Annotated in this window: 7 protein-coding genes; 4 read left to right on the top strand and 3 right to left on the bottom strand. The window is 58.1% G+C overall.

The genetic code is table 11. The features are described from left to right. Positions 1 to 487 (bottom strand): hypothetical protein (locus QNK41_RS12280; RefSeq protein WP_319257273.1); only part of this gene is annotated, 487 nt, incomplete at its 3' end. Between the two features lie 290 nt (positions 488 to 777). Between QNK41_RS12280 and QNK41_RS12275 the strand changes: the two genes are divergently transcribed. Further along, positions 778 to 1,242 (top strand): GNAT family N-acetyltransferase, encoded by a 465-nt coding sequence (locus QNK41_RS12275; protein ID WP_319257271.1) that lies wholly within the window; start codon positions 778 to 780, stop codon positions 1,240 to 1,242. Positions 1,243 to 1,268: 26 nt separating this feature from the next. Here the strand turns inward: QNK41_RS12275 and QNK41_RS12270 are convergent, their stop codons facing one another. Both QNK41_RS12270 and QNK41_RS12265 read right to left on the bottom strand, forming a co-directional pair. Then, the gene (locus tag QNK41_RS12270) at positions 1,269 to 2,120 is read right to left on the bottom strand and encodes a hypothetical protein (protein WP_319257268.1); all 852 of its coding nucleotides are present in this window, start codon (positions 2,118 to 2,120) and stop codon (positions 1,269 to 1,271) included. Positions 2,121 to 2,322: 202 nt separating this feature from the next. Next, positions 2,323 to 3,084 carry a GntR family transcriptional regulator gene (locus QNK41_RS12265; protein ID WP_319257267.1) on the bottom strand — a complete coding sequence of 254 codons (762 nt, stop codon included), beginning with the start codon at positions 3,082 to 3,084 and terminating at the stop codon, positions 2,323 to 2,325. Positions 3,085 to 3,281: 197 nt separating this feature from the next. Between QNK41_RS12265 and QNK41_RS12260 the strand changes: the two genes are divergently transcribed. The 3 genes from QNK41_RS12260 to QNK41_RS23050 all read left to right on the top strand — a co-directional run. Continuing rightward, positions 3,282 to 5,324: a urocanate hydratase gene (locus QNK41_RS12260; RefSeq protein WP_319257265.1), complete on the top strand. Its 2,043-nt coding sequence runs from the start codon at positions 3,282 to 3,284 to the stop codon at positions 5,322 to 5,324. Positions 5,325 to 5,326: 2 nt separating this feature from the next. Beyond that, positions 5,327 to 6,874 carry a histidine ammonia-lyase gene (gene hutH / locus QNK41_RS12255; protein WP_413815147.1) on the top strand — a complete coding sequence of 516 codons (1,548 nt, stop codon included), beginning with the start codon at positions 5,327 to 5,329 and terminating at the stop codon, positions 6,872 to 6,874. Next, the coding region (locus QNK41_RS23050; protein ID WP_413815146.1) for a DUF2177 family protein at positions 6,871 to 7,018 on the top strand (148 nt) is incomplete at its 3' end. The genes hutH and QNK41_RS23050, both read left to right, overlap by 4 nt.

Below are 7,018 nucleotides of genomic sequence, written 5' to 3'. Positions count from 1 at the left end.
CCATGGCCCTGCAGTTGCACGGCCACAGGTAGAATCGTTCGATGCGCTCGAACAGACAGGCAACTTCTTCCAGCAGCAGGTATTCGGGGCAGGCGTCCTCCGTGGGTCTCTGCTGACCAGCCTTGATCGAGGCCACCGTTTCGCGGTGTTTTGCCGCATAGAAAGCCATCTCCCAGCGGTTCAACCGGTCTTTGATATCTTCCGGAAGATCCTGCCATCCTTCAAACAGGGCCCAGCTTTCAAAGCGCACATGGAAATCCGCCGGGGCGATCCGGCCGTCGTCCAGGCGCCGCACCACCCCGCGCCGCCAGGCACGCTCGAGAAAGTTGTCACACGATGCAGTTCCACGCTTTTGGCGGACTTCGTCGGCCGTCATCGGCCTTCTGTTCAATTTTGTCAGCAGGTCAATTTCCAAAGGCGTGTAGAACCGTGTGATCCACGGTTCGAGAAATGTCGGTATGCCACAGATGTCAAGCAGTTCGGTCATGGTTATTGCGGTTCCATTGTTGCCGGATTCATAAAAAAGCCGATATCTGCGTTACGCTTCATCCCTCGTCACTGCGGCGTACCGTCAGTACGCCTCATTCCTCGGGCTTCGCAAGCCTTGATCTCGGCGTTTTTACGAATCCGTCGGAATTACGACTTTTTACGGGGGCATCGTTGCCGGTGGTAGTAAAAATCGGAGGCCGACTGAAACCAGACACCTCTCAATGGGCTTCACTTTTAGCACAATCCATAATAAGATGTCACTTCAACAGCTACCGACGGATATCCATCATGATCGACATTCTGCGGGCAACAACCCCATCGCACATCCAGACCATTCGAGATCTGTTTCGAGAGTACGAGGCGTTTCTCCAGGTGGACCTTTGCTTTCAACACTTCGAGGAAGAACTGGCCAGCCTGCCCGGTAAGTACGCACCCCCGCAGGGTGCCCTGCTGCTGGCATCCGCGGCCGGACAGGCGGCCGGATGCGTGGCCATGCGGCCATTGGCGCAAGGGGTCTGCGAGATGAAACGGCTCTATGTCCGGCCCTCCCATTTGGGCCGGGGCTTGGGCAAAAAACTGGCCTTGCGGGTGATCGAAAGTGCCAGGACCGCCGGTTATGCGCGTATGCGCCTGGACACCCTGGAAAAATTGCGGCCGGCCCTTTCCCTTTACACCGGCCTTGGTTTTCTAACGTGTACGCCGTATTATGAGAATCCGCTTTCCGGTGCCGTATATATGGAAATGGCACTTTGATGGATGTTGTCCATCAGTGGGTATCCCTATGGGTTGGCCTTTTGGTATCGTCGGCGCCCGGCCTCCCGGGCCGCCTGAACGTCCTGGTGGCAGATGTCGGCTTTTCGGCCGGACCAGAACATGGCCTCCTCCAGATCCTTGCCGTAAACCCCGCACCACATCAGACCGGACATGGCCCCGGTACCCGCCGGATTGATTCTGAGTGCAGTGAGAAATGCACGCATTGCCGCCTTATAGTCCTTGTTGCGGTATAGTGCCCAGCCGTAAAGATCCTGAGCCATGAACGAATCTGGAGCCTCAGCGACCGCCTTTTTAAACGGTGACGCATCTAAAGGGCCGTCGCCCCCATAGGCAGAATAAATATAAAACCCTTCCAGCGCCCGACCCACGGCGTTCATTCCTTCACGGCCGATGGTTTCGGGCCACAGCGCTGCCTGGACCTGCTCTTTCGGCATGGGCCGACCCATGGATTCCAGCCATTTCAGCAATTGGGTGCGAAAACCGATCAGCCCGTCGTCAATGGAGACCGGCAGATCGACAGGCGCGTGGCGGGCATCCGGTGCCTGTCCGTCGAAAAAGTGAAGGCTTGCCGATGGGTCCGAGAAATTGCCGTAGAGCCACAAGCGCACCTGCTGAGACCGGCAGACCTGAAGCAGATCCAGTTTATCGGCCGCATCGCGGCAGTAGCGCTCAAAAGCCGCCTTTTCCGGAAAAATCTTTTTTACCCGCCAGCCGAACCACATTTCCTTTAGGCCGGTGTGCAGGGCCAGGACGTTTCCCACAAGAAAATGAAGGGATAGGCCGGTGCCGTTAAACGGATGTCTGTTCTCGGCACGAAAAGGCAGTACGATGCATTGGTCGGTGGGAGATTGAACCATGGGAGACCTCCGATTTTGTTTCCGTAGGGACCGTCTCAAAATCATATTCCGGCCCAATCTATGTGTTGGGCCTTCGTTTCAAGTCCCCGGCACACTAACAAGGGTGTTGAAATACTATAGCGATGTCTACTTTTTTTTCAAATGGGACGGACGCTGATTGTTGATCTGTTTACCACATCCACCAAACCATTGAAATGGCCGGTCAATGGCCGAATCCGGTACCAGGGGGTGGCTCGGTGCGGCCGGGGGCAAAAGTGTCTTCAAAGGCCAGTTCGCCGCGGATAAAGTACTCTACGCAAGTCACGGGAGTGTCGTGTGTATAGGTGGTGCGAAGGAGATGAAAGGCCGGATGGCCGGCCGGCACCTCCAAAACAGCGGCGGTGTCGGCGTCAAGGGTTTCGGCGGTAATATGCTGCCACACCCGGGATAGCGGCAGGTCCAGGCGGTCCACCAGCAGTTCGTGGATGGAAATCCTCTCCAGGTCTTCGAAAAGGATGCTGCCGCACAGGTCTCCGCGCAGGTGGCGGATCTCATAGCGCACCGGCTTGCCGTCGAAGCAGTGAAGGCGCCGGGCCAGAATGGTCATCCCGCTGTAGGCCATGCGTCGCGCGACCATTGGTGGGGGTTTTTCCAGTGACCGTAATTCGAGAACCCGGGTGGTGTAGGCCACCTCAAGGGTTTCCGCATGGCGCCGGGAGGGCTGAACGACAAAATAGCCCATTGCCGGATCCGGTTTCTTCACGTAGGTGCCTTTGCCCCGGATCCGCTCCACCAACCCTTCGGCTTCCAGTTCCACCAATGCTTTGCGGGCAGTCATCCGGCTCACCCCGAACGTCGCCGCCAGCTGGTTTTCCGAAGGGAGCGTATCGGTAAAGCGCTTGGCACGCATGCCCTGGATCAGCTGTTGCTTGATGAACAGGCACTTGGAGGTGGACGGCGGACGTGATGTCGATCGAGGTGTCATTGTTGTATAGTGAACTTGTTTGGCTTCTCAAAAATTGGTATGTATCAGCTCAACACCAACGGTTCTATTTTAACTTTTTATCCCATCATTCATGGATATTGTCCACATTTTTTCTTGACAGGCAGGTCTCTTCATTTTATGGCTCAATATATAAATGTATATACAAGTTGTCTGACTCCTAAAGAAGAGGATATGCCATGTTTACCCATGCTGATCCCTCCGAGGCCATGAAAATTCATCTGGACGGCCCATTGCCGCAGATGCCTGATTTCCGACCCGGTATTCGCCGTGCGCCGGACCGCGGATTCCGGCTCAGCCGCAGCCAGACCGCGGTGGCCCTGAAAAACGCCCTTCGCTACATACCCGTCAAGCATCACACCGCCCTGATTCCCGAGTTCCTGGCGGAGCTGAAAACCCGTGGGCGCATCTATGGCTACCGCTTTCGTCCCCAACGCGAGATCCGGGCCCTGCCCATCGAGCAGTATCGGGGCAACTGCCTGGCCGGTCGCGCCTTCCAGTTGATGATGGACAACAACCTGGATGTCGACGTGGCCCTTTACCCATACGAGCTGGTCACCTACGGTGAGACCGGCAGCGTCTGCCAGAACTGGATGCAGTTCCGGCTGATTAAAAAATATCTCGAGGCACTCACCGACGACCAGACCCTGGTGGTCCAGTCCGGCCACCCCTTGGGGCTGTTCCGCTCCAGCCCGAACAACCCCCGGGCCATCATCACCAACGGCCTGATGGTGGGGCTTTATGACAATCCGGACGACTGGGAGATCGCCGCCCAGATGGGTGTTTCCGCCTACGGACAGATGACCGCCGGCGGCTGGATGTATATCGGCCCCCAGGGCATCGTCCACGGCACTTACAATACCCTGCTGGGGGCCGGCCGCAAAATGTGCGGTGTCCCGGCTGACGGCGATCTATCAGGTCTGCTTTTCGTTTCCTCGGGACTGGGGGGCATGAGCGGCGCCCAGCCTAAGGCCGCCGAGATAGCCCGGGCCGTGTCCGTGATTGCCGAGGTGGACGGATCACGCATAGAGACCCGCCACCGACAGGGGTGGGTGAACATGGTTTCTGCCGATCTGGCCGAGATTTTCAAAGCGGCCCTTGCGGCCAAAGAAGAAAAACGGGTTCTCTCAATCGCCTACCATGGCAACGTGGTGGACCTGCTGCAATACATGGTTGACCATGATATTCCCTTAGACCTGCTTTCGGATCAGACCTCCTGCCATGTGGTCTACGACGGCGGCTATTGTCCCCAGGGTATCAGTTTCGATGAGCGCACCCGTCTGCTGGCCGAGGATCGTCAATCGTTTCGCCGGCTGGTAGATGCCAGCCTCAACACACACATGGCTCTCATCCGGAAGCTTTCCCAGCGGGGCACCTATTTTTTCGACTACGGCAACGCCTTTTTGAAAGCCGTCTTCGACGCCGGAGTCACGGATGTCGCCCGCAACGGCAAGGATGTGAAAGATGGTTTCGTATTCCCCTCCTATTTCGAGGACATCATGGGTCCCATCTTCGACTACGGCTACGGGCCTTTCCGCTGGGTCTGCCTCAGCGGTGACCCGCAGGACCTGGAGAAAACCGACCGGGCGGCCATGGCCTGCATCGATCCTGACCGTCGTCCCGAAGATCGCGACAATTATGTGTGGATTCGTGATGCCGGCAAGAACCACCTCGTGGTAGGTAGCCAGGCCAGAATTCTCTACCAGGATGCGCAGGGACGCCTGCACATTGCCCTGGCCTTCAATGCCATGGTGAGAAACAAGGAAGTGGGGCCCATCATGCTGGGTCGTGACCACCACGACCCCGGGGGCACCGATTCGCCGTTCCGGGAGACCGCCAACATCACCGACGGCAGCAACGTGACCGCAGACATGGCCACCCATTGCTTTGCGGGAAACGCCGCCCGGGGGATGTCCCTGGTGGCGCTGCACAACGGCGGAGGCACCGGCATCGGCAAGGCCATCAACGGCGGTTTCGGCCTGGTTTTAGACGGCAGCCGGCGGGTGGACGGTATTATCCGCTCGGCCATGAACTGGGACGTCATGGGCGGGGTGGCCCGGCGCAACTGGGCCAGAAATCCCAATGCCATCAGCGTGGCCGCTGCCTACAACCGGGACAATGACAACGGCGATCAGATAACACTCCCTTTCCTTGCCGACGACAATGCGGTGGATGCGGCGGTGGATGGGTTGTTTGCCAAAAAACATGGAGAAAATCAATGACCATGAAGCCCTTGCTCCTGGATAAGGAGAAAATAACGATAGACGACCTGGTGACGGTGGCACGATCAGCCCGCGAGGTCGGTGTGTCCGCTGCCGGAGAAGGCCGGGTGGCCAGAACCAGCGCCCTGATCGAGCGCTGGGTGAAGGAAAAACGCGTAATCTATGGCATCACCACCGGGTTTGGAGCCCTTTGCAACGTCATCATTTCCGAAAAAGACACACGCCGGCTGCAGGAGAATATTCTGATGAGTCATGCCGCCGGCGTAGGTAACCCGCTCCCCGAGGAGGTGGTCCGGGCCATCATGGCGCTTCGGGTTCACGACCTGTGCTTGGGCTATTCCGGCTGCCGCATGGAGACCATTCGATATTTGCTCGCTTTTCTCAATCATGGGGTGACACCGGTGGTGCCGGAGAAGGGTTCGGTGGGGGCCAGCGGAGATCTGGCGCCCACGGCCCACCTGGGCCTGGTGCTCATCGGCAAAGGTGAGGCGTTTTATCGGGGAAACCGCATACCCGGCGCGGCGGCACTGGATCAGATCGGGCTGGCCCCGTTGACTCTTGCTGCAGGAGAGGGGCTGGCCCTGATCAACGGCACCCAGGTGATGACCGCCATCGGCGCCCTGGTGGTGAACGACGCGGTGCGCCTGTCCAAAATGGCGGACATCGCCTGCGCCATGACCCTGGAGGTGCTCATGGGCTCAAACAGCGAGTTTGACCCGCGCATCCACCAAATTCGACCCCATCCGGGCCAAATAGTTACCGCGGAAAACATGCTGCGACTGACCGAAGCCAGCGAGATCATCACTTCTCACGATGGTTGCGCCCGGGTTCAAGACGCCTACACGCTACGCTGTGCGCCCCAGATCCATGGGGCCAGCAAGGATGCGGTGGCCCATGCCCGTCGGGTCATCGACATTGAAATCAATTCGACCACCACCAACCCGCTGATTTTCCCGGATACCGAGGAGGTGCGGCTGGGCGGCAATTTCCACGGCCAACCTGTGGCCATGGCCGCTGACTATCTCTCCATGGGGCTGGCGGAGCTGGGCAGCGTTTCCGAGCGGCGCATCGAGCGGCTGGTCAACCCTCAGCTCAGCGAGTTGCCCGCCTTTCTGATCAAACAGGGAGGCATCAACTCCGGATTCATGATCGGTCAGTATGCCGCCGCCGCCCTGGTGTCGGAGAACAAGGTGCTGGCCCACCCGGCCTGCGTGGACTCCATACCCACCTCCGCCAATAAGGAAGATCATGTGAGCATGGGCACCATCGCCATTCGCCAGAGCCGAGAAATTCTCAGCAACGTAGAGAATGTCATCGCCATCGAACTGCTCTGTGCGGCCCAAGCCTATGATCTGGTCACCGAATCGCGCAAGTTGACGGCCGGCAGGGGCACCCGTGAGGCCTACCGGGTGATCCGTCGTCACGTGCCCTACATGGCTCAAGACCGTGAGTTGTACAAGGATATGGAAACCATGCTGAACGTATTGCGATCCGGCGAGATTCTCACAGCGGTGGAGGCGGCGGTTGGACGAATCAAGGTCGTGGGATGAACACACTGTTTTATATCAAACTTTATCTGCTCACCATCCCCGTCTTTTTTCTTATCGACATCATCTGGCTGGGATACCTGGGTCGCGGTTTCTACAAGAAACAAATCGGTTTTATTCTCAGCGACCAGGTCAACTGGACTGCGG

This window comes from Desulfosarcina sp., assembly GCF_033791525.1.
Taxonomy (GTDB): domain Bacteria; phylum Desulfobacterota; class Desulfobacteria; order Desulfobacterales; family Desulfosarcinaceae; genus Desulfosarcina.
This window is presented reverse-complemented; position numbering and strand designations above follow the sequence as displayed.